At 34.5% G+C, this 19,505-nt stretch carries 14 protein-coding genes and 1 pseudogene; 9 read left to right on the forward strand and 6 right to left on the reverse strand.

Features of this window, described 5'->3' with window-relative positions:
- Window positions 1-133: 133 nt before the first annotated feature.
- Both EKH84_RS00135 and EKH84_RS00140 read left to right on the forward strand, forming a co-directional pair.
- The gene (locus EKH84_RS00135; RefSeq protein ID WP_127064604.1) at window positions 134-997 is read left to right on the forward strand and encodes a hypothetical protein; all 864 of its coding nucleotides are present in this window, start codon (window positions 134-136) and stop codon (window positions 995-997) included.
- Between the two features lie 90 nt (window positions 998-1,087).
- On the forward strand, window positions 1,088-2,377 hold the full coding sequence (locus EKH84_RS00140) for a M18 family aminopeptidase (protein WP_127064605.1): 1,290 nt from the start codon (window positions 1,088-1,090) through the stop codon (window positions 2,375-2,377).
- Window positions 2,378-2,490: 113 nt separating this feature from the next.
- Here the strand turns inward: EKH84_RS00140 and EKH84_RS00145 are convergent, their stop codons facing one another.
- From EKH84_RS00145 to EKH84_RS00165, 4 genes and pseudogenes are all read right to left on the reverse strand, one after another.
- On the reverse strand, window positions 2,491-3,108 hold the full coding sequence (locus tag EKH84_RS00145) for a helix-turn-helix domain-containing protein (protein WP_127064606.1): 618 nt from the start codon (window positions 3,106-3,108) through the stop codon (window positions 2,491-2,493).
- A 136-nt stretch (window positions 3,109-3,244) separates the two neighbouring features.
- Window positions 3,245-5,736 (reverse strand): annotated as a pseudogene (locus tag EKH84_RS00150) (M56 family metallopeptidase).
- A 2-nt stretch (window positions 5,737-5,738) separates the two neighbouring features.
- Window positions 5,739-6,122: a BlaI/MecI/CopY family transcriptional regulator gene (locus EKH84_RS00160; protein WP_127064609.1), complete on the reverse strand. Its 384-nt coding sequence runs from the start codon at window positions 6,120-6,122 to the stop codon at window positions 5,739-5,741.
- 100 nt (window positions 6,123-6,222) lie between these two features.
- On the reverse strand, window positions 6,223-6,765 hold the full coding sequence (locus EKH84_RS00165) for a hypothetical protein (protein ID WP_127064610.1): 543 nt from the start codon (window positions 6,763-6,765) through the stop codon (window positions 6,223-6,225).
- A gap of 1,233 nt (window positions 6,766-7,998) precedes the next feature.
- On the opposite strand from EKH84_RS00165, the gene EKH84_RS00170 reads away from it, so the two are divergent.
- Window positions 7,999-10,458: a glycogen/starch/alpha-glucan phosphorylase gene (locus EKH84_RS00170; protein ID WP_127064611.1), complete on the forward strand. Its 2,460-nt coding sequence runs from the start codon at window positions 7,999-8,001 to the stop codon at window positions 10,456-10,458.
- Between the two features lie 76 nt (window positions 10,459-10,534).
- Window positions 10,535-10,942 (forward strand): hypothetical protein, encoded by a 408-nt coding sequence (locus EKH84_RS00175; RefSeq protein WP_127064612.1) that lies wholly within the window; start codon window positions 10,535-10,537, stop codon window positions 10,940-10,942.
- A gap of 61 nt (window positions 10,943-11,003) precedes the next feature.
- Here EKH84_RS00175 and EKH84_RS22685 read toward each other — a convergent pair whose 3' ends face one another.
- The gene (locus EKH84_RS22685) at window positions 11,004-13,754 is read right to left on the reverse strand and encodes a rhamnogalacturonan lyase family protein (protein WP_127064613.1); all 2,751 of its coding nucleotides are present in this window, start codon (window positions 13,752-13,754) and stop codon (window positions 11,004-11,006) included.
- A 324-nt stretch (window positions 13,755-14,078) separates the two neighbouring features.
- On the opposite strand from EKH84_RS22685, the gene EKH84_RS00185 reads away from it, so the two are divergent.
- From EKH84_RS00185 to EKH84_RS00205, 5 genes are all read left to right on the forward strand, one after another.
- On the forward strand, window positions 14,079-15,113 hold the full coding sequence (locus EKH84_RS00185) for an L-threonylcarbamoyladenylate synthase (protein ID WP_127064614.1): 1,035 nt from the start codon (window positions 14,079-14,081) through the stop codon (window positions 15,111-15,113).
- Window positions 15,114-15,214: 101 nt separating this feature from the next.
- Window positions 15,215-15,646 (forward strand): ribose 5-phosphate isomerase B, encoded by a 432-nt coding sequence (rpiB, locus tag EKH84_RS00190; protein ID WP_127064615.1) that lies wholly within the window; start codon window positions 15,215-15,217, stop codon window positions 15,644-15,646.
- A gap of 30 nt (window positions 15,647-15,676) precedes the next feature.
- A complete protein-coding gene (upp, locus tag EKH84_RS00195; protein WP_013658643.1) occupies window positions 15,677-16,306 on the forward strand; it encodes a uracil phosphoribosyltransferase in 630 nt (209 codons plus the stop codon).
- 223 nt (window positions 16,307-16,529) lie between these two features.
- On the forward strand, window positions 16,530-17,588 hold the full coding sequence (locus tag EKH84_RS00200) for a glycosyltransferase family 4 protein (RefSeq protein WP_127064616.1): 1,059 nt from the start codon (window positions 16,530-16,532) through the stop codon (window positions 17,586-17,588).
- Between the two features lie 117 nt (window positions 17,589-17,705).
- The gene (locus tag EKH84_RS00205) at window positions 17,706-18,701 is read left to right on the forward strand and encodes a zinc dependent phospholipase C family protein (protein WP_127064617.1); all 996 of its coding nucleotides are present in this window, start codon (window positions 17,706-17,708) and stop codon (window positions 18,699-18,701) included.
- Between the two features lie 126 nt (window positions 18,702-18,827).
- On the opposite strand, the gene EKH84_RS00210 is transcribed toward EKH84_RS00205, so the two are convergent.
- Complete coding sequence (locus EKH84_RS00210) at window positions 18,828-19,466, reverse strand: PilZ domain-containing protein (protein ID WP_127064618.1); 639 nt, start codon at window positions 19,464-19,466, stop codon at window positions 18,828-18,830.
- Between the last annotated feature and the right edge of the window lie 39 nt (window positions 19,467-19,505).

Below are 19,505 nucleotides of genomic sequence, written 5' to 3' on the forward strand. Positions count from 1 at the left end.
TATGCCTACTTTATTCATTTGTCAACATTATCTCTTAAATACAAATATTTTTTATTTATCTTCTAAATAAAATGAAACTTTTAGCTTTATATAAACGTCTAAACAATATAATTAAATTTTGGGAGGTATTTATATGTTATCTAAAAAACTTACTATTACCCTTATAGGGACATCTTTTTTACTTTGTACATCTCTTATTGCCGCTCCAGCTTTAAAGCATGTTAAAGCCATGCTTAATCCAACAGTTCAATATACCTTAGACGGCAATACTATTTTAAAGGGTACACAAACACTTAACTACAATAATAAGAACTATGTTTCTGTAGCTGAGCTCGCAAATGCACTCGGGCTTGAAGTAAGCTACAAGGACAATGTGGTAAGCTTTGTAACACCAACTACTCCTGTAACTCCAGAAACACCAGCTTCTGAAAGTATAACCATTGCCAAAGCTACTATTAAAGAAATTTCTCTTGAAACTAAACAAGTAACTATCTTACCTGAAGGTAAAACTGATGAAGTAAACAATTACATAGTTTTAAATATTGGTGATGATACCCACATCAAACATTATCTTAACAAGGCAATCTACAAAATCAATGATTTAAAGACTGGAATGACTATTAGTACTACTCATAGTCCTGCTATGACACGTTCTATTCCTCCTCAAACAGCGGCCTTTACCATTACCATCCTTGAAGAAGAGTCAACAACTGAAATTACTTCTGAAGCTATTACTTTAGACAAAATGGTAGTTGCAGAAGTAAACCATAAAGAAAATTACTTTACAGTAACACCTCAAGGTGCTGATGCAAAAGATATTAATGTACAAACTATTATTAGGTATGATCAAAAAACTAAACTCAGCTTTGATGACAGTTCAAAAAAATCTAATATTAATTCACTTAAAGTAGGTTCACTTGTTACACTTCGTGTAAGTCCTGCTATGACACTCTCTATTCCTCCACAAACTTTTGTGTTAGAAATTCAAGTACATTAATTACACTTAACCGTATGAAAAAGGTTAGCTTCCATGTATAATAACTACAGAACTTGCTTTTACGCAAGATTACATTTAAGGAGGCTTACAATGATTAATACTTTAACAACTAACCTAATGAATTTCATTGATGCAAGTCCAACTATGTTCCATACCATTGCATCTTGTAAAAATATTTTAGAAACAGAGTCCTTTTGCTATTTAGAACCTAATAAACCTTGGAACCTTCAAGTAGGTGGCAAATACTATACGACGCTTAATGATTCTGCTCTTATTTCTTTTGTTATTAACTCTAACGATTTTATTAATGAAGGCTTTAAAATCATTGGTACTCATGGTGATGTACCTGGCTTTAGAATTAAACCAAATGCTGAAATGAATACAGATGGCTATGTTAAGCTTAATACAGAAGGCTATGGTGGTGCTATCTTAAGTACTTGGTTTGATAGACCCCTCTCTATTGCTGGTCGTGTGGCTTTAAAATCTGATGATTTACTTCATCCAGAAACACGCCTTGTAGACTTAAATAGACCTATTGTTATTATTCCAAACTTAGCTATTCATATGAATCGTGAGGTAAATACAGGAGTTAACTTTAATAAACAAAAAGATACACTTCCAATCCTTACCTATACTCACGAAGCAGTTAAAGAATCTTATATCCTTGAAGTATTAGCCGAAGCGCTTAACGTTAAAGCTGAAGATATTCTTGATGCTGATCTTTTCCTTTATCCTTTTGAAAAAAGTATGTGTGTAGGTTTAAAGGAAGAATTTATCTCAGCACCAAGACTTGATGACCTCTCTATGACTTATAGTGGTTTAAATGCCATCCTTCATAACAGCTCACAAAAAGGTATCTCTATGTTTGTTTGCTTTGATAATGAAGAAGTAGGAAGTCACACAAGACAGGGTGCAGATTCTCCTTACTTAATTCGCACCTTAGAACGTATTCTTTTAGCTTTTGGTAAAACGAGAGAAGAGCTTTTCATAGCTCTTGATAACTCTTTTATACTATCTGGAGATGTAGCTCACCTTTCTCATCCAAACTATATGGAAAAAAGCGATCCTACTAATAAAGTACTTCCTGGTAAAGGGCCTGCTATTAAAGTAAATGCCAACTTTAGTTATAGTACAGATAGCGATTCTGCTGCTGTATTTGCTGGTATTTGTAAGGCTAATAATATTCCATTCCAGACTTTTGTTAATCGCTCTGATGAAAGAGGCGGCTCTACTATTGGTCCTGTAGCAGCCTCTCACTTAGGAATCCGCTCAGTAGATATTGGAACACCAATGCTTGCTATGCACTCAGCTAGAGAACTTATGGCAGCTGAAGATTTTATTTATACATGTGAAGCTATGAAAGCTTTCTTTAGCATCTAAACTTAGCATTAGATTGCATTATAAAAGCCTCGCTAGAGACTATTTAAGTCTTCTACCGAGGCTTTCTTATTATTATCCTATTGCATTTCTAAAAGATCTTCTTCCCTCATTCATTACTCCCCCCAATGCATTTGTTCATCAGGTATTCCTAGCTTGCGACATGCCATACAAACCTCTAATTTTTGCGCATCATTTCCAATCTCATATTTTAAAATCTTATCTCTAAATACGATATATTTCATGTTATCCTTCTTAAAGTCAACAAACCAATTGCCTCCACGTCCCTCATCTGCAATCATAACTTTTGATACCAATTCTGGGAGATTAGGCTCAGCAGATGTAAAAAAGATAACTGTCCAATACTTTGGATTGCCTCCTGTGTTCCATAACTCTACCTTATGCACACTTAGATAATCTAATATAGCTTCGTCCTCAATGCTTTCTTTAATCAGTGCTCCTTCAAACATAGATGCTTTTTTATCTCTAATAGCATTACTTCCACAATTAAAGACTTCCTTGACCCCTTCAATTACAAGTTCGTCTCTTAATAAAACATCAATCGTCACCTCAAAAACATTACTTAGTATCAATAGCTTTTCAGTTTCTGGTAGTGCCATATCTGCTTCCCATTTAGAAATAGATTGACGGCTTACATTACAAATTGCAGCTAGCTCCTCTTGTGAATACCCTTTTCGCTTACGAAGCTCTTTAATTTTTTCTGATAATTTCATTTTATCCCTCCTGTAATGAATGTATCAAAAACCATTCTGAAACTCTACCAACCCTAAAGTTCTTTTTAGCAACCCTTGGTTTACACTCATCACACTTATTACTTACAACTACGCTAAAAAAATGTAATATTACAAATTACTGAATAGGCATAAAATTCACCTTCCATATGCCTTCTTTATTTTTAGTCATGCCAAAGCCCATTTTAATTTCTCTTCCACTATCGCTATCTATATTAGTATAGAGAATATATCCTTCATCCTCTTCTTGCATTATAAATTCACCTGTTTCCACATTCCCTAACTGCTCTAGTGTTTGTTCCTTGGTCCCTCTGTCTTGATCTGGTATTTGTAAATGTTCTTCTTTGGTCCAGCCTATCATATTGGAGGAAGGATCATAATCTATGTAAAGGGCATATTGGGTTTCATAATCTTGGTCAAGCTCTGACTGAATATATAGTTTTGCAATACTAATAGGACTTAGATTACTAAGTAGTTCCTCCTTTTTACTTTTCTTAAATAATTCATATATGTCTTGTTCCTCTCTAGTTAGCTTAAATTTTACTTTTGATTGTTTGGGCGCTGGTACTTCTAAAAAACGCATCGTGTTTTCTTCATTTCCATCTTCACCAACCAATCGATAGGTAATAATATCTTTTTGTGGGTAATATTTTTTGAGAATTTTACTAAAAGTAACTGGGATATTATCATATGTATAAGTCTCATCATCTAGCATGTAATATCCAAAACTTCTAGCTACTTTCCCATCAAAAATAATATAATACCAGTCTTTAATGACTAAACCATTTTCTGTTTCTATATAACTAAGTACATCTAATTGATCTGGAATACCTTTCTTCTGATTATCTATAAAGTTGTCTAGTTTATCCAAATTAAAAGCCTCTTCAGTGCCATCCTTTAAACCTACTCCATAAGTAGCACTAGTTTTAGCCTCTCCTAACGTAAGTGGCTTTCTATTTTTTTTGGGAAGCTTGTCTAAATTCATCCCTAAATCTGGTATTTTAAAACTGGATAAAATTTGATTAATTTCTTCCTTATTCACTTGCTCCAAATCAAAGAAAAGAGCATAACCATAGGGAGGTGGATTCGGTAAATCATAAAAAGCATATTGTATATAGGAAGTTGTACCATTTAATTTATACTGCGTTTCTATTAATGGCACGCTATAGCCTTGTATACTGGTTTGTTCTATCTCTCTCCCTTTTACTAGCAAGCCAAATACATTAAATGCGTCCTCCATGGATATTTTATTGTTTATTAATCGCACTCCCCCTGCTCTTTGATTATCTTTATATAGCCAATTAATTCCAGAATAAACATCTTGACCCTGATTATCTCCCTGATTAAAATTTTGTATCGTCCACTGCTCAGGTACCCTTATTTCATATCCATTTATCATTAATACCTGTGTATCTTCTATTTCTTCTTTTACTACACCAGTAGGTTGTTGACTCTCTGATTTTAAATCTTTTTTGCCTATATCTTCTATGATTGTCTCTTCTAAGGGCTTTCCTACTTCTCTTGTAATTCCTACACATCCACTTACTAAGCCGATGCAAGTAACCATAATAAATGTTACCAAGCCTTTTTTCTTCTTATGCCCATTAACTATAACTTCAAAGCGTTGTTTTAAAGTTTGCTTATTGCCTCTAAACTGTGTAGAAAGGCTTATACTTTTTTGATGAGAGCTATCTGCCACCTTTAAAATAACTTCCATATAACTCTTCTTAGTCTCAGGTACTTCTCCCTTTAAAACCCGACTGTCACAAACAACTTCTAAATCTTCTTCTGCATATTTAGCCATAATATGTACTAATGGGTTAAACCAATGTATTCCCCTTACACTTACTAACAATAATTTATACCATAGGTCCCCATATTTATAATGTAGTAGTTCATGCTTCAATATAAAATATAATTCTTGCTCCTCATACTTCTTACTAGGTATTAAAATGTTAGGGCGCCAATAGCCCATTACCATAGGTGAATCTATCTTTTTACACACTTGAATTTCAATAGGTTTTGTAATATGGAGTTCTCTGCAGATTTCTTTAAATACCTGGTTAATAACCTGGTCTCTACTTGTCTGGTCCATCGTTTACATGCTTTACGAAAACTTAGGTATAGCACCAAGTGATAACTTAGAAACAGTGTACTGCCTATTAGCCAAAAATAACTTAGGAGCAACTTTAGAGTACTTTCTACATACTTGCTATTATCCCCCATCTTTAAATCTTCTATTTGATGTTCTAATTTACCTTTATTTATTGAATCATTACTTGTTAAACTACTACTTAATTTTTCATTTGTTGAATCCTTTTCTGTGGTTAATTCCACTAAAGCATCAGCTTGAGAGGCATCTATACTTTGTGCCAGTATTTCTTCTTGCTGATAATTTTTAAATAAACTTTCACCTATCTGTATTAAATTCATTTGTGCTCCCCAATTAAAAGGAATCAATAATCTTATGGCTAAAACAAGCCATATACCGTACCACCATTTAAGTGCAATTTTCTTATACAAAAAGGGCCTTAACATCAATAAAACAATAATCATACCGCCTATCACAATCGATAAATCTATTGTACTAAGCCAAACCTCCCCTAACATGCTTAGCCCTCCCTTGTATTTTCATCAATAAAATCTTTCAGTTCCTTTAAATCTTGCTCTGTAATAGTATGTCCATTGTATAAAGCTGCTATAAGACTTTTTACAGAATTACCATGTAGTCTTTCAAGAAAAGATTTGCTTTCATTTTGTAAATAACACTTTTCATCTATAATGGCTGTATAAACATTAGATTTACCTACACGCTCACTTTGTATAAATCCCCTCTCTACTAAACGTGCCAAGAAATTGAGTACTGTCGTATTCCCCCAAGTCTTCACACCTTTTAATTGCTCCATAATATAAGCTGAGGTTACTTCCTCATTAGCTTCCCATATAATTTTCATAATCTCTAATTCTGCATCTGGTAATCTCTTTATCTGCTCCATTTTTTCTTCTCCTTCGACAAACGTAGAACATTCTCTTATTTCTCACTCTACACTTGTCGAACATATCTGTCAATAGCCAAATACCTATGTATATTTTCATTTAATGCACTCTTTTAAATTCCGTATATTTATAAGCTTTTGTTTTAAAGTCTATTTCTTCATGTATGCCAGTTTCTTTGCCTTCTATAAATAGCTTAACATCATAAGGTCCATTAACTTTACCTGATATTAATCTATCAGTCCAAAAATAAATATTTATATCATGCATACCTTGCTCTAATTCTACTAATGGATCTACATGTATCCTAGCCATTGGTATATTCGGAGGGTTCATGTAACCTTCTTGAAAAAAAGACCATTCCTTTCCAGAATCATCTTTTTTTATCAAATCTCCACCAATTCGGTACTCATCCTCTTGAGTAATATTTACCTTCAGCATTACTTTTATATAGGTACCTAATGTATTATTCTCTAATTCTACTACTTGGCAAGTTACATATTTGTCAAAAATATTAGGAATTGCTGTCACTTCATATCGCTGTATATCGATATATTTTGTCTTTTGATTTTTGAGATTTACTAATAAGATTATAGCTATAACTGAAATAATTATAAACGAACACACTAGGTAGATTTTTTTCATCTATTTTCTCCACTATTAAATTTTATTACCTAAATAAATTATACAAATATTCAATCAATAATAAAAGACTAAATTAAAATTTGTCTTAGGGTTTATGAGAAAGGACGTCTGGGAGAAAATGCGGTTAGTCTATAGTATATTTATATGTACACAAAATTATATATTTAAGTTCTTACTTATATTTCTAGGTATTTATTTCATTTTTTATTAGGGATTCGGATTTCTGACCACATATATAGAAGTGTAAAAACAAATTAAATAACTTCCCACGGCAAATTACCACAGCTTCAACCTGAGGAACTGACTGGGTCAGCCAAGTCTCAATCTATTGTTATAGGTACCTCTGGACTTAAGGAAAATGTTCACTTGTGCGCTGCAAGGAAGGCGCCACTTATAAGTTGTTTGAAATGTTTTTATACCTTGCATTACCAAATAAAGTTTTAAACCAGAGTCTTAAAGCCTTAGTTTCCTATCATAAGGGTGCACCGGCTAAGACAATAAGAGCTCCTCACTCATTGGTTTGACTTTCATCACTAGTCTTAGTAGGCACTAGGTAATAACGCATACGTGCTGAGGAGCCATTTTGCGCCTTGATTAGGGTCTATTTAGCTAGTTATGAAAGTTAATTTCCAGAGTCTGGACCAAGGAAACACATCTTCGAGTATATATAGTACTTGGAGATGTGTTTTTTTGTGTTTTTTTGCGCTCTTTAATTGCTATTAACATGATTTGTCGTTACGCCTTCTTCCCAGGCTGCCTCAATGTCGTGGATGTTTATGAGTTCAATAACGTTTGTGAAAATGAGGGAGAGGGCTGCCTGGAAGAGTGACTTGGGAGAATTTTTTAGAGGCACTTGGCGAACGTTTTGGATGGGTTTTAGCATGAGTGTCTGACCAGCGGGAGTTTTCATGCGTTCATCCAAATAAGTGAGCCTAGTGCCTCAAAAAATTTGAACCGGAACTCTGGAAGGTAGTCCTCTCCCTCATTTTCCTCCAGACGTCATTCTCCATAAACACCTAGACAAATTTCTGTTTGTTTAACGTTAACACATAATCTTTTACTTTTAGATACTTTCCATAAATTTCTCAATATTTTAAGCAAAAAAATCTATCTCCACTTTCCTCCCTATAGTCAATATTTTATTGTATAATATGTATTGACTATTCTAATATCTACATGTTTCTTTAGGATGGATTCTAAGATTTTATCTTATTTATCATTGGAGGTACACCTATGCCATATGGATTTAGTAAAGAAAAATTTAAAGGCGAAATATTAGACCACATTAGAAACTTCTCACGTAAAACTCTAGAAGATGCTTCTCCCCAAGAGCTTTATCAAGCTGTTGCTTTTGCTGTGCGTGATGTCATAACAGATGAATGGATTGAAACACAGCATGCTTATAATACCAAAACTCCTAAAACACTTTACTATTTATCCATGGAATTCTTAGTAGGTCGTGCTCTAGGTAATAATCTTGTAAACATGGGCATTATGTCAAGTGTACAAGAAGCTCTAGAAGAACTTAACATTAAAATTGATATTAATAAAATAGAGGACCAGGAACCTGATGCTGGTCTTGGAAATGGTGGACTTGGTAGACTTGCAGCTTGCTTTTTAGACTCTCTTTCTACACTTTCTTATCCTGCTTATGGTTGTGGTATTCGTTACAACTATGGTATTTTCAAACAACAAATTGAAGATGGTTACCAAGTAGAATACCCAGATGATTGGTTAGCTAACGGTAATCCTTGGGAAGTTAAACGTAATGATAACGCACAAGAAATCAAATTCGGTGGCACCGTACGTAATTATATGGACGAAAATGGCAGACTACACTTTGTTCAAGAAAATTATGACTCTGTTTTAGCAATTCCTTATGATATGCCAATTGTTGGTTACAAAAATGGCTTTGTCAATGCCCTTAGACTATGGGATGCTGAAGCTCCTCAAAAGTTTGTACTTCGCTTCTTTGATCAAGGCGCCTATGAAAAAGCCGTAGAACAGCAAACCCTTGCTAAAACTTTAGTGGAAGTCCTCTATCCTAATGATAATCACTACAAAGGTAAAGAGCTTCGTTTAAAACAACAATACTTCTTTGTATCAGCCACTGTTCAACAAGCTGTAGCTAAATTTAAACGCACTAATCCTAATATATATATGCTTCCTGAAAAAGTAGTTTTTCAAATGAACGATACTCATCCAGCTATTGCAGTAGCTGAACTTATGCGCATTCTCTTAGACCAAGAAGGACTCACTTGGGAAGATGCTTTTGACATTACAAGCCGCACTTGTGCTTATACAAATCATACAATTATGATTGAAGCTCTAGAAACTTGGCCTATTGACTTGTTCCAAAAATTACTTCCTCGTATTTATCAAATTATTGAAGAACTTAATAGACGTTTCTGCATGGAGCTTAGAGATGTTTATCATCAACCAGAACATACCATCCACAATATGAGTATTATTTGTGATGGCCAAATCAAAATGGCCTATCTTGCTATTGTTGGAAGCTTCTCTGTTAATGGTGTAGCTGCTATTCATACAGAAATCCTAAAAAATAATGTACTTAAAAACTTCTATAATATTTATCCCAATAAATTTAACAATAAAACAAATGGCATTACTCAAAGACGTTGGTTAGGTCATGCTAATCCTGAATTAGCTGCCCTCATTACAGATACAATCGGTGATAAATGGTATAAAGACCTTACCCATTTAAAGAAATTGGTACCATATAGTAAAGATAAAGCTTTTATAGAAAAATTTAGAGATATTAAATATAACAACAAGGTTCGTCTTGCTGATTATATTAAAGAACATAATGGTATTGTTGTTAATCCTGATTCTATCTTTGACGTTCAGGTTAAACGTCTTCACGAATATAAACGTCAGCTTATGAATGTTCTTCATATTCTTATGCTTTATAATGAAATTAAAGCTAAACCTAATGGCAACTATGTACCTCGTACCTTTATTTTTGGTGCTAAGGCTGCTCCTGGTTATACTAGAGCTAAGCTTATCATCAAGCTCATCAATTCTGTAGCTGACTTAGTTAATAATGACCCTATGACAAAAGATTACTTAACAGTTGTTTTCATTGAAAATTACTGTGTATCTAATGCAGAAATTATTATTCCAGCTGCTAATGTTAGTGAACAAATTTCTACCGCTAGTAAAGAAGCTTCTGGTACAAGTAATATGAAATTTATGCTTAATGGCGCTTTAACTATCGGTACCCTAGATGGTGCCAATATAGAAATTTTCGAAGAAGTTGGTAAAGATAATATCTTTATCTTTGGGTTAACCTGTGAAGAAGTTCTTAATCTCTATCAGTCAGGTCAATATAATCCATGGGATATTTACCATAACGATTCTGAAATTCATAGTATATTGAACCTACTTATTAATGGTGCACTTTCACCAAAGAATCCTGGCCTCTTTGTAGAATTGTATGAGTCTCTATTAAATAGAGCTGGAGATAATTTAGCTGATCCTTATTTTATTTTAAAAGATCTTCGTGCTTACCATACAGCTCAAAAAGCTCTAGAATATGCTTATTTAGATGAAGTCACTTGGAATCAAAAAGCTATCATCAATACAGCTTGCTCTGGTAAATTCAGTTCTGACCGTACGATTAAACAATATGCTGATGAAATTTGGGGGCTAAAACCACTAAAAATAAAATAAAAATATATTCACATTAACTCCTTATGGTCATGCTATAATTGAGATATGAATTTTTTAATGAAGAGGAGTGATGAACATGAATTACAAAGTCCTAGTTGGTATCACTATCCAAGAAAATAGCCGTCGTTTAATCGCAGAAGGTTTTAACCTCTCTCAATCTATAGATGCACCACTTCATATTTTGCACATTAGGAAAGGAGAAACCATCTTTGACAGGCCAGAAAGTAGTGAGCTCCTCTCCGACCTCTTTGCCTACGGTGGTGAATTAGGTGGTGAAGTTCACTTCCTATGTAGTAATAACATTCCTGAAACGATTACGAGTTTTATTAAGGAAAATGATATTACTCACCTAGTCATTGGTGAAACACCTAATGGTAATTCTATTTCTCCAGGCTCTAGTGTATATGAACAACTGAAATCACAGATTGGAGATATTGAGATCGTTGTACTTCCTAGGGAAATAATTGAAGATAAAATGGCTTAAGTATAAAGAAGTGGCTATTATACATGAATAATGTATAGTAGCCACTTTTCATATGTTTATCTTACTTCCTGCTACTAGATGCAATCACAGTTCCACTAGCATCTAACAACTCTAATGTATATTCAAAATTAGCATTAGGCTTGCCATTACAAATCATTCCAAACGTTGCTGCACTATTTGGTGCAAGCTTAGCCTGCCATGAAGCTGGTGTAATAACAATTTCTTCTCCTTGTGATATCATATCTACGTTCCAAGAGCTTGTCACATTAAAATCTACTTGTAATAGTTTTAGTCTCCAACTTTCACATGTAACTGTTCCCTGATTAGTAACTTTTATATCTACCCCAAAAGCCCCTCCCCAGTCATTTATGCTAGCCTCCAATTTTGCCATTTCGCTTGATGGCTCTGGAGTTGGTGTTGGTGTAGGTGTTGGAATTGGTGTAGATGTTGGTGTAGGTGTGGGCGTTGTAACTACCTCTTCTAAAATCCACCTTTGATTAGCTCCTCCTGCATATGTCCACTCACATACATTAGCTCCATTACTAGTGCTATTAGCATAAACATCTAAGCTAGATAAATCCTGACTTACCTTCGTAACAATACCGTAGCTACCATCATTGTTTGCGACAAACTTAAATAATTGCGCATCAGAAGCTGTATCTTGATAAATCTGTATATTAGTTCCATCAGCAGTCTTTCCATAATCTACATCTAATAAATAGCTTCCATCCCCTACTCCTGAATACAACTTATAATAGCCATTACCTACAGATTTTATAGTCCATGTGTTATAAGCAGCAGCACCATTAGCTCCCCATTGTTGCACATTTGTTCCATTAGCTGCTACTCCTCCTGCAACATCTAAATACAATCCGCTTTTTACATTCTTAATCATGTATTGCCCTTCTTTGATTTGTGCACCTATTACTGGCTCCTTACTCTTCACTTCTTTTTCTACATAATCACCTACTGCATAAATAGCTGGCTGACTTGGTGATTTCATATCTGTCCCAATATAGTAACTTGGGTGTGGTGGTTGGTTATAGGCTACGTTTTGCCATGCAATAGCTGTTCTATACTGTGTATCATGCATGAGTGTATAAAGCTTAGTGTCTGTTAATGCCGTTGTTGTATAGATTCTAAGTGCAGTATCATCTGAAGTTGGCCATATAACTTCCTCACGCCAGTCTCCTAAAATATCACCGGATAAGCTCGGTGTTGCTTTTGTACTATTATTAGAGTGTACATTACTTCCGGTTAATAAACGATCAGTTGACTTTGTATTCCAGTTCCATTTATTAATATATGTACGGTCTAATCCTTCTCTATAAAGGTCCCCATCCCACCATATAGCAAAGTTGATTCCGAAGCTACCTGTATTAATGCTGATTTTATTACCATTTTTATCAAAGTTACCTGCTGAAGATAATGCCACATATGGATAATAGTCAGGCCCTATATTGGCAATCAATCCTCGGCCCACATCCGTTCCTGTTTTGACTGACCAAAGAGATTTTCCTGTTTTAGCATCTCTTAATTGTACACTTTCTATGTTACTTCCCTTCTCTTCATGTACTTGATAAATTTCTAGCCCACTATGCGTAGGATCAAAATCTCCTACATGTAAGGCATCCCCGTGTCCCATACCTGTTGTATATAAACCTTTTCCATTATGATCAATTATAGCTGAACCATAAACTATTTCATCATACCCATCATCATCCACATCTGCTACAGAAAGATTATGATTACCTTGTCCTGCATAACTACTGTTACCTGAGGTACTACTATCAAAAGTCCACTTTTTATTAAGCTTGCCACTACTTATTTCATATGCTGAAATAACCGCTCTTGTATAATAACCTCTAGCCATGATTAAATAGGGCTTTTGTCCATCCAAGTAAGCAACCCCTGCAAGAAATCGATCTACACGATTGCCATAATTATCTCCCCAGCTACTCACTGTTCCACGTGGAGGTGTAAAATCTACAGTATTAATAATCTCACCTGTATCTCCTTCAAATAATGTTAAATATTCAGGTCCGCTTAATATATAGCCACTACTATTACGATAGTCTTTTGAAGCATCTCCTATAGTAGTTCCACGTCCATCCTTAGTCCCATCAGCCGTTTTCATTGCAATTTCAGCTTTACCATCTCCATCAAAATCATAAGCAATAAACTGTGTATAGTGTGCCCCTGCTCTAATATTTTTCCCTAAATCAATACGCCATTTGTGTGTACCATTTAATTCATAGCAATCGATATAAACATTAGAGGTATAACCTGATTTTGAATTATCCTGTGAATCACTAGGATCCCACTTTAAAATAATTTCGTATGCTCCATCTCCATCTACATCTGCTACAGTAGCATCATTAGCAGAATAAATACTACCAGGCTTATTAATAGGCACATCTAAATAATTATTGTTCCACACGCCAACACTATCAGATTCTGTTTGTTCAATGCTATTAACTACAGTTCGAACATAATATGAGTCTGTAACCTTTCCGTTACTATCTACATAGTTAGTACTACTTACAATGGGCCCTGCAATTTTTACGCCATTTCTATAAAGATTAAAGCTAGTAGCATACCCTTCTGTGCCTAATAATCTCCAAGATAAAAATACGCCTTCATTTACCTTTACTGCCACTAATCCTCTATCTAGTGCCTCAACTTGCCTTACTGTAGCAGCACTCGTAGGAATAGTTATACTCGTTAAACTTCCTATTCCTATCATTGATAACGCTAGTGTCTTAGCTAATATTCTCCGCAGTTTAAAATCTTTTCTTAATCCTAAGCTCATATTGATCCCTCCATAATTATTTTCTTAATTATCTTATTTTTATTCAAACTTATCTATTAACTAAGCTTAAGATGTTCTGTTTTATTACCTCATTTGTTTAATTATAATTTTTTAATTGATAAAACTTATTTTTTTCTTATTTTTATTTATCTTAGATTGTTTTATTTATCTTAAATTGAATTAACTAGAGTATCCTTCATATGATTATCCTTCATACTTGATTAAGTAATGGGGAAATTTTAGTCTTCTTGTTATCTTTTGTCCTCATTTGTGATATACTATATGACAGATTAATATCTTTAATGAGTAATGGGAGTCCTTTACATGAAAACAAGTATTATTACAGATACAACAGCACTTTTAGAGGCAGCCAATATTCTTCAACAAGGCGGTCTTGTGGCATCGCCTACTGAAACTGTTTATGGACTTTGCGCTAATGCTTTAAATGAAAATGCTGTTAAAAATATTTATAAGGCTAAGGGGCGACCTAGCGATAATCCGCTAATTGTACATATAGCTGATTTAGAAATGCTAAGTCCTCTTGTAGAAGAAGTACCTCCTATGGCTAGAACCTTAATGGAGCACTTTTGGCCTGGTCCATTAACACTTATCTTTAAAGCAAGTTCATTCGTTCCTAAAGTCGTAACTGGTGGACTAGATACAGTTGCTATTCGCTTTCCTTCTCATCCTATTATTCAGCAGCTGATTAAAGCCTCAGGATTGCCTCTAGCAGCACCTAGTGCTAATACTTCTGGCAAACCTAGCCCAACTAATGCCTCTCGTGTTATAGAAGATTTAGAGGGTAAAATAGATGCTATTATTGTAGGTGATTCTTCTAAGTATGGTGTAGAATCTACTGTTGTAGATACAACAGGTGAAGTAGCTACCATCTTAAGACCTGGTGGTATTACTGCCGAAATGATAGAAGCAGTCCTAGGCAGTGTTACTATAGATCCTGCCATTAGCCATGCACTCAAAGAAGGTGAGCTTCCTAAGGCGCCTGGAATGAAATATATACACTATTCGCCTAATGCAGAGGTTATTATTGTTGATGGCGAAGAATCCCTTGTAATAAGCAAAATGAATGAGCTTATTGTATCTGCTCATAGTCAAGGCAAAAAAGTAGGCGTTCTAGCTACTGATGAAACCAAAGAGCATTTTAAGGCTGACTTAGTTATCAGCGCTGGTACTACTAAAAACCTTACAACTATCGCTGCCCATCTTTTTGAAGCATTACGTACATTTGATGATGCGGATATTGATATTGTATACTCCCTAGCTTTCCCTAAAAAGGGAATTGGCAATGCCATTATGAATAGACTTGAAAAATCTGCCGGGTATCATATTATAAAGCTTTAATTTTTGTTTACAAATTTCAAAAATAGCTTATAGTATATAGAAGTGATTTATTTAGTTACAACACATAGGATTTATACTATAATAAAACTGGAGGAAATATTATGATAGCAATTGGATGCGACCATGGTGGCTTTGCTCTTAAGCAAGAAATCATCGCATATTTTAAAGCAAACGGTACAGAGTTCAAAGACTTTGGTTGTATGAGTGAGGAAGCTGTTGATTATCCTGACTATGCAAAAGCTGTTTCAAAAGCTGTGCTTAGCGGCGAATGTGAAAAAGGTGTTCTAATTTGTGGAACAGGAATTGGTATCTCTATTGCAGCAAATAAAATTCCTGGTATTCGTTGTGCTCTTTGCCACGATGTTTTCTCAGCTGAAGCTACTCGTCTTCATAATGATACCAATATTGTCGCTTTAGGAGGCCGCGTTATAGGGCCAGGCCTAGCTATAAAAGTTGTTGATACTTTCTTAAAAACGCCATTTTCTAATGAAGAAAGACACATCAAGAGAATCTCTAAAATAGAAGAAAAATAAATTTACTTATTACTTAGGAGGAATATTAACATGGAAAACGTATTTATTATGGATCACCCACTCATTCAGCACAAAGTAGGTCGCTTAAGAAGTCATGACACAGGTTCAAAAGAATTTCGTGAGCTTGTACGTGAAATCGCACAATTAATGTGCTATGAAGCAACACGCAATTTACCTCTTGAAGACTATGAAGTAGAAACACCACTTACAAAAACAACTTGTAAACGTATTGCTGGTAAAAACTTAAGTATTGTACCTATCTTACGTGCTGGTCTTGGTATGGTAGATGGTATGCTCGACCTTCTTCCAACTGCTAAAGTAGGTCATATCGGTCTTTACAGAGATCCTGAAACACTTCATCCAGTTGAATATTACTGCAAACTTCCTAAAGATGTAGAAGAAAGAGATTTCTTTGTACTTGACCCAATGCTTGCTACAGGTGGTTCAGCTATTGCAGCTATTCAATTCATCAAAGACCGTGGTGCTACTAGCATTAATTTCCTTTGCCTTATTGCTGCACCAGAAGGTATCAAAGCGCTTCAAGCCGCTCATCCAGATGTTAAGATCTATGCAGCCTCTTTAGATGAGAAATTAAATGACCACGCTTATATTATGCCAGGACTTGGTGATGCTGGTGATAGATTATTTGGTACAAAATAAATCTTAAAAATACAAAAAGCTCCACGAGTCCTAGTTGACAAGTGCGAGCTTTTATTATAAAACATTAGTAGGATATGGTCAGGTTTGTTATTTTTAACGTGTGGTAAGCTTTTTTTGCCTAATATTTGACATATCACTTTTAGAAATTTATGAATATATACTAATAGATAGGTATAAACTATTAGTACTCATATATGTTCTACATATTTAAGGAGATGAACCTATGGGAAACATAGATTATGCAATTTTATATGCCATTGCATTTGTCTTAGCATTTTTAATTGCATTTTTTGCAACGCCTTTAGCTAAAAAGATTGCATTTAAAGTTGGAGCTATCGCAAAACCCAGAAAACGTGATATGCATAAAGTACCTATTCCTCGTATGGGTGGAATTGCTATCTTTGCCGGTTTTATGATTACATTTTTAACTCTTATTTGGAAATTACCTCTGGTTAATATAAAGCAAACGATTGGAATCTTTATTGGATGCACCATGATTTTCTTACTTGGATTTTTTGATGATATTTTTGAGCTTCCTGCGAAACCAAAATTTCTAATTCAAATCCTCGCTGCAACAGTAGTTGCTTTATGTGGTGTACGTATTGATTTCTTTACTATTCCATTTATTGGAGACAAGGAATTTTATACGACTTTCTTAGCTATCCCAGCTACAGTTATTTGGATTGTAGCCATTACCAATGCCGTTAACTTAATTGACGGTTTAGATGGTTTAGCGGCAGGCGTTTCTTCTATTGCTTCACTTTGCTTAATGGTATTATCTATTTATTCAGATAATCCACCGGGAGCATTTCTCACAGCCATCTTAGCTGGTTCATGCATGGGCTTCTTGCCTTATAACTTTAATCCTGCTTCTATTTTTATGGGGGATACTGGTTCTACCTTCTTAGGTTTTACCTTAGGTATTACTTCTGTTATGGGACTTTTAAAGGGCTATACAGTAGCAACTATTTTCATTGCTGTGCTTGTACTTGGCCTTCCAATATTTGATACAGCTTTTGCTATTCTTAGAAGATTTTTAGCTGGAAAACCTATTATGTCGCCAGACCGTGGGCATTTACATCATCGTCTTGTAGATAGAGGCTATACACAAAAACAAGCTGTTGTTACCCTCTATGGTATTAGTGGCATTCTTGGTGTATCTGCTATTGCATTCTTCAACAGAGACCTAAAGTTTGCCTTGCTTGTCTTTGTTATGATGGGTTGCCTCCTTTATTTCACAGTAAAAACCATGGCAACTCATGATAAAGATAACGAATCATAATAGTAACAAAAACTCCTTCTAGTAGGAGTTTTTTTTTATTCAAAACTCACTCTATCGCCTGTAAAATTTAGGTGATATACTTAATTTATATGAAAGGAAGAAAAAGGAGTATTTGTAATGCCAGATATTATTACCCATTATATTTTTGGACTTGATACTGCCCATAATATTAAACAATCCCCTCTTTACAAAGTATTAAAAGAAAATAAAGATTTATTTTTAATAGGACTTCAAGGACCTGATCCTATCTATTATCATCGATTAAAGCAAAAAGACTCAAAAGCCTATATTGCTACTAAGATGCATGCAGAAAAAACAGGTGATTTTTTAGTTTCCGCCTTATGTTATATGAAAAAATTCGAAGTGGATTCGAAAGAGTTCAATGAATGTCTCAGTTATTTAAGTGGGTTTATTTGCCATTATATTCTTGATTCCATGGCACATCCTTATATTTTTTATCTAGGAGGTCGCTATATCGAGGATATGCCCGAAACTAGCAAGTATAAAGGTGTTCATAAAAAACTGGAAGTTGCCATTGACACTATTTTATGTGAAGAAAAGTTCAACATGAAAAGCTCTAAATTTAAGGTGCATAAACATATTTTAAAAGACTTACACATACCTGACAGCATTACAGGTTTATTCGATGATACTTTGTTTTTATTATATGGCATTAATAATGGGGGGCAAACTTTCAAAGAAGCTTATAAAGATACTCGTACCTATTATAAACTAACCTATGATCGCATTGGAGCGAAGAAAGCTCTTGTTAATATGGCTTCCCCTGTAACTCCAAAAGGACTATCGCCATTCCTTGCAACTTTTTCATATTACAACTGTGTTAATCCTTTATATGATTATATGAATCGTAGTAAAAAGGTATGGCTTCATCCTGTGACAGGTAATGTTTATACCTTTAGCTTCTATGATATTTTAAGAAATGCTAATAAGAAAAGCACCTTACTTTTATTAGCTGCTTATGACTTTGCTATTTCTAAAATATCTGCTGATGACTTTAGACTCTATCTTCCTAATATTTCTTACTTAACGGGTCTTAGTACAGAAGATAATAGACCTATGAAGTATATTAGTCCGGACTACAGTAAAATTTGATTAAAAGAATAAATATAAAAAGTAATGCAGAATGAATCATTACGAACGGTTCCTTCTGTATTACTTTTTTACTCTTAGTTACCAAAAAGAGGATGCTATATATAGCATCCTCTTTTTGGTAACTAACTAACTTCCTTGCAATCTTCTTTTGGCTTGTAAAATAATCTCTCTTACTGTTAATACTAAAAGCTTCCTTGTTTTTTCATCTACATTTTCAAAATGGCACCTAATGGCAAAAAGGCCTAAGGCTTCATTATAAGTCTGCTCTACGATTCTTGCTTCCAGTATAATAGGTTTCTTATTAAGGATAATAGAAAACTTAAAGCCACTTCCTTCTATAGCCTCTTTACTATGTATAAGCGCACCAGAAGCCGAAAAGTTAATCAGTGTAGCTTCTACAGATATAGGCTCCATAATATTGATTAAACGACGATAAGGTACACGCTTATAGAAACGTTGATTATACTTATATAACCTAATATTTTTCATAATATAGTAGCCTGGTTCATCGAGTAGTGGTTTAAGCTCCACTTCACCTCTGTACTTTAAGTACTCAATATCAATTCTTCCTTTAAGTTCAATCTCTGTTTTGTGGAATTGACGTATATCCCTATCACCTAGTTCTATGGCTACAACATAACCATCTACGCCCCTCTTATTTCTAATAATCATAGGAAAAGCTTTAGTACCATCACATATAAGTCTAAAAGGTAAGTTCAGCTTTAAAATCTTTGGCACAAGCGCACTATCTATTAGTTCCTCCATGAATAAGCCCCCCTTGTATCACAAATGGCTTTCTACTTT

The sequence above is a fragment of the Cellulosilyticum sp. WCF-2 genome (genome assembly GCF_003990395.1).
Lineage (GTDB): Bacteria > Bacillota > Clostridia > Lachnospirales > Cellulosilyticaceae > Cellulosilyticum > Cellulosilyticum lentocellum.

Excerpts from the sequence above, each read along its gene's own strand:
- EKH84_RS00165 (WP_127064610.1), bottom strand. The coding sequence starts at position 6,765 with ATGAAAAAAATCTACCTAGTGTGTTCGTTTATAATTATTTCAGTTATA.
- EKH84_RS00205 (WP_127064617.1), top strand. The coding sequence starts at position 17,706 with ATGCCAGATATTATTACCCATTATATTTTTGGACTTGATACTGCCCAT.
- EKH84_RS00160 (WP_127064609.1), bottom strand. The coding sequence starts at position 6,122 with ATGGAGCAGATAAAGAGATTACCAGATGCAGAATTAGAGATTATGAAA.
- EKH84_RS00185 (WP_127064614.1), top strand. The coding sequence starts at position 14,079 with ATGAAAACAAGTATTATTACAGATACAACAGCACTTTTAGAGGCAGCC.
- EKH84_RS00140 (WP_127064605.1), top strand. The coding sequence starts at position 1,088 with ATGATTAATACTTTAACAACTAACCTAATGAATTTCATTGATGCAAGT.
- rpiB (WP_127064615.1), top strand. The coding sequence starts at position 15,215 with ATGATAGCAATTGGATGCGACCATGGTGGCTTTGCTCTTAAGCAAGAA.
- upp (WP_013658643.1), top strand. The coding sequence starts at position 15,677 with ATGGAAAACGTATTTATTATGGATCACCCACTCATTCAGCACAAAGTA.
- EKH84_RS00175 (WP_127064612.1), top strand. The coding sequence starts at position 10,535 with ATGAATTACAAAGTCCTAGTTGGTATCACTATCCAAGAAAATAGCCGT.
- EKH84_RS00210 (WP_127064618.1), bottom strand. The coding sequence starts at position 19,466 with ATGGAGGAACTAATAGATAGTGCGCTTGTGCCAAAGATTTTAAAGCTG.
- EKH84_RS22685 (WP_127064613.1), bottom strand. The coding sequence starts at position 13,754 with ATGAGCTTAGGATTAAGAAAAGATTTTAAACTGCGGAGAATATTAGCT.
- EKH84_RS00135 (WP_127064604.1), top strand. The coding sequence starts at position 134 with ATGTTATCTAAAAAACTTACTATTACCCTTATAGGGACATCTTTTTTA.
- EKH84_RS00200 (WP_127064616.1), top strand. The coding sequence starts at position 16,530 with ATGGGAAACATAGATTATGCAATTTTATATGCCATTGCATTTGTCTTA.
- EKH84_RS00145 (WP_127064606.1), bottom strand. The coding sequence starts at position 3,108 with ATGAAATTATCAGAAAAAATTAAAGAGCTTCGTAAGCGAAAAGGGTAT.
- EKH84_RS00170 (WP_127064611.1), top strand. The coding sequence starts at position 7,999 with ATGCCATATGGATTTAGTAAAGAAAAATTTAAAGGCGAAATATTAGAC.